The organism is Flaviaesturariibacter aridisoli (genome assembly GCF_004343705.1).
Lineage (GTDB): Bacteria > Bacteroidota > Bacteroidia > Chitinophagales > Chitinophagaceae > Flavisolibacter > Flavisolibacter aridisoli.
Map to the genome: position 1 here is coordinate 1 of NZ_SKFH01000079.1, position 3,055 is coordinate 3,055.

The window sequence follows — 3,055 nt, forward strand, 5'->3', positions numbered from 1 at the left end:
TCACCCAAGGGGGCCACGGCGCGCGATACGGCGAAGTCGAACTTTCGGTTCGTCACCTCCTCGGCGCGGCTGTGCTGGGTGGTCAGGTTGTCGAGCCCGAGGGCCTCTTTAACGGCTTCGACGATCTTGAGCTTCTTGCCGATGGAATCCACGAGGTGGAATTTCACGTTCGGGAAGAAGATGGCCAGCGGCACACCCGGGAAGCCGCCGCCGGTGCCGATATCGATGATCTCCAGCCCGTCGGGGAACGGAAAGGCCGCCGCGATGGCGAGCGAGTGCAGGACATGCTTCTCGTAGAGGCTGTCGATATCCTTGCGGGAAATGACGTTGATCTTCGCGTTCCAGTCTTTATAAAGCTCGTCGAGGGCTCCGAATTGTTCGAGCTGCCGGGGCGTGAAGTCGGAGAAGTATTTTAATAAGATGTCCATGCGGAGCAAAGATAGGGCGGCCCGAGGCGCAATGACCGAAGCCCTTCGCCAAGCGAAGGGCTTCTGTTCTATTGCCTGCGTGATCTGCGTGCTACCAACTCATCTTCTTCGGCTTCTTCCACACCGCCGGCGCAAAAAGAATGTAGTAGAAAAACTGCCAGATGTCCCAGAAGATAAAGCCTGCGAAGAGGTCTTTTTCCCCGAGCTTCTTCATGCCTTTGCTCCAGACCACCCCGATGCTGATCCAGCGGAGGGCCAGCGGGATGAGCGGCCAGCGCCAGTCGAACAGGACGAGGGAGGCAGCGAGCAGCGGGTAGAACAGCACAAAGCTCAGGGTGTAGAGGCCGAGCAGCCACTTGATGGCGGGCTTGTAGTATTTGCCGGTGGAATAGTGCCGGTTCTTCTGGCGGCGCCATTCCTTCCAGCTTTGTTTCGGGCGCGACAGGGTAAAGGCCTCGGGGTCGATCACCACGGCGGTGTTGTCTTTCGTGGCCACCTTATTAATAAAGAGGTCGTCGTCGCCGGAGGGGATGTGGTTGATGCTGGAAAAGCCTTTGTGGCGGAAGAAAGTGCCCTTGCGGTAGGCCAGGTTGCGCCCGACACCCATGTAGGGGCGGCCTGCGAGGGCGTAGCCGAAGTATTGCAGCGCGGTGTGGAAGGTCTCGAAGCGGATGGCCTTGTTGAGAAAGCCCTTCTGGCGGTGGTAGGCGCCGTAGCCGAGTACGACCTCTATGCCGTCGTCGAAGGCGTCCTGCATCCGGTAGATCCAGTGCTCCGAGGCGGGCACGCAGTCGGCGTCGGTGAGGAGCAGCAGCTCGTGCTTCGCTTCCTTGATGCCCACCGACAGCGGGTATTTCTTCCCGGCGATGAGCTTTGCCTCCTGCTGCAGCTCCACGATGTGCAGGTCTTTATAGGTTTTCTGAAAATCTTCGAGCACATAGCGGGTGTCATCGAGCGAGTTGTCGTTGACTACCACCACCTCGCGCGTGGAGGGGTATTGCTGCAGCAGCACGCCGGGCAGGTGGCGCACGAGGTTTTCGTCCTCATCGCGGGCGCAGATGATGACGCTCACGGGGTGCTGCCGCGACACCTCGCGGTCGCGCGGCTTCCAGGTGCCGACACGGCGGAAGAAGTACAGGTAATAATACAGTTGGATCGCCGCAACCACACAAAAGGCGACGAAAAGGGCAAGGCCCCAGCTCATAAGCATGCCGCAAAGATACGCCCCCTGTCCCCCGAAGGGGGCACTTAGACCGAAGAAACTTTCCTGTTTTGCCGCTTGCCAAAGGTAGTTTCGTCGTAACGGGGTACCTATTCAGAAGAAAATTTCCACGAAAATGCCCCCTTCGGGGGACAGGGGGCTAATTTGCGCCCCCTATGGCCGCACTTTCTTTCCAGCTCCATCAAACCGATGCCCAGAGCGCCGCCCGCGCCGGCACGATCACAACTGACCACGGGGTCATTGAAACACCCATCTTCATGCCGGTGGGTACGGTGGGTTCGGTGAAGGCCCTGTCGCAGCAGCAGCTCAAAACCGAGGTGGATCCCCGCATTATCCTGGGCAACACCTACCACCTCTACCTGCGTCCCGGCATGGAAACGATGGAAGCGGCCGGCGGCCTCCACCAGTTCATCAACTGGGACCGTCCCATGCTCACCGACTCGGGTGGCTACCAGGTGTTTTCGCTGGCCGCGAACCGCAAGATCACCGAGGAGGGCGTCACCTTCCGCTCGCATATCGACGGGTCGAAGCACCTGTTTACACCCGAAAGCGTGATGGACGTGGAGCGCACGATCGGCGCCGACATCATGATGGCGTTTGACGAGTGCCCGCCGGCCAATTGCGAATACCGCTATGCCCTCGACTCGATGAACCGCACCCACCGCTGGCTCGACCGCTGCTTCGCGCGTTTCAATGATACACCGGATAAATACGGGCACACGCAAAACCTGTTTCCCATCGTGCAGGGCGCGGTCTTCCACGACCTGAGAAATGCTTCCTGCGACTACATTGCCGCCAAAGGCGCCACCGGCAACGCCATCGGCGGCCTCAGCGTAGGTGAACCCGAAGCCGTGATGTACGAGATCGCGGCACTGTGCTGCGAGCGCCTGCCGAAAGACAAGCCCCGCTACCTGATGGGTGTGGGCACGCCCTGGAACATCCTTGAGAACATCGCCCTTGGCGTGGATATGTTCGACTGCGTAATGCCCACCCGCAACGGCCGCAACGCCATGTTGTTCACCACCCGCGGGGTCATCAACATCGACAACAAAAAGTGGGAGCGCGATTTCTCGCCCATCGACCCGGGGCTGGACTGCGAAACGAGCCAGTATTATACCAAGGCATACCTCCGTCACCTGTTTAAGGCCGGCGAATACCTGGCCCTCACGATCGCCTCCATACAGAACCTGGCCTTTTACCTCTGGCTCGTGCGCGAAGCGCGCAAGCATATATTGGCGGGTGATTTCCTGAGCTGGAAGAATGAGCTGGTTCCGGTGCTGAAAACACGGCTGTAATCTCTGTGTCCCGCCGCCTCAAAGACGCGTCGTTACCGGAAGTAAAGCCTCCGTGCCTGTCCCGCCTGCGGGACGCTTGAATTACGCAAGGCCACGAAGTGATGCCAGTC

General features: G+C 59.5%; 3 protein-coding genes. 1 reads left to right on the forward strand and 2 read right to left on the reverse strand.

Annotation, left to right across the window (positions count from 1 at the left end; all coding sequences use genetic code 11):
- A partial coding sequence (gene rsmG / locus E0486_RS18425) for a 16S rRNA (guanine(527)-N(7))-methyltransferase RsmG (RefSeq protein WP_131854515.1) occupies positions 1-428 on the reverse strand: 428 nt, incomplete at its 3' end.
- A 91-nt stretch (positions 429-519) separates the two neighbouring features.
- Positions 520-1,638: a glycosyltransferase gene (locus tag E0486_RS18430; RefSeq protein WP_131853380.1), complete on the reverse strand. Its 1,119-nt coding sequence runs from the start codon at positions 1,636-1,638 to the stop codon at positions 520-522.
- Positions 1,639-1,805: 167 nt separating this feature from the next.
- Between E0486_RS18430 and tgt the strand changes: the two genes are divergently transcribed.
- On the forward strand, positions 1,806-2,945 hold the full coding sequence (gene tgt / locus E0486_RS18435) for a tRNA guanosine(34) transglycosylase Tgt (protein WP_131852451.1): 1,140 nt from the start codon (positions 1,806-1,808) through the stop codon (positions 2,943-2,945).
- The last annotated feature ends 110 nt before the right edge of the window (positions 2,946-3,055 follow it).

Coding starts and splice junctions, on each gene's coding strand:
- E0486_RS18430 (WP_131853380.1), bottom strand. CDS start 1,638: ATGCTTATGAGCTGGGGCCTTGCCCTTTTCGTCGCCTTTTGTGTGGTT.
- tgt (WP_131852451.1), top strand. CDS start 1,806: ATGGCCGCACTTTCTTTCCAGCTCCATCAAACCGATGCCCAGAGCGCC.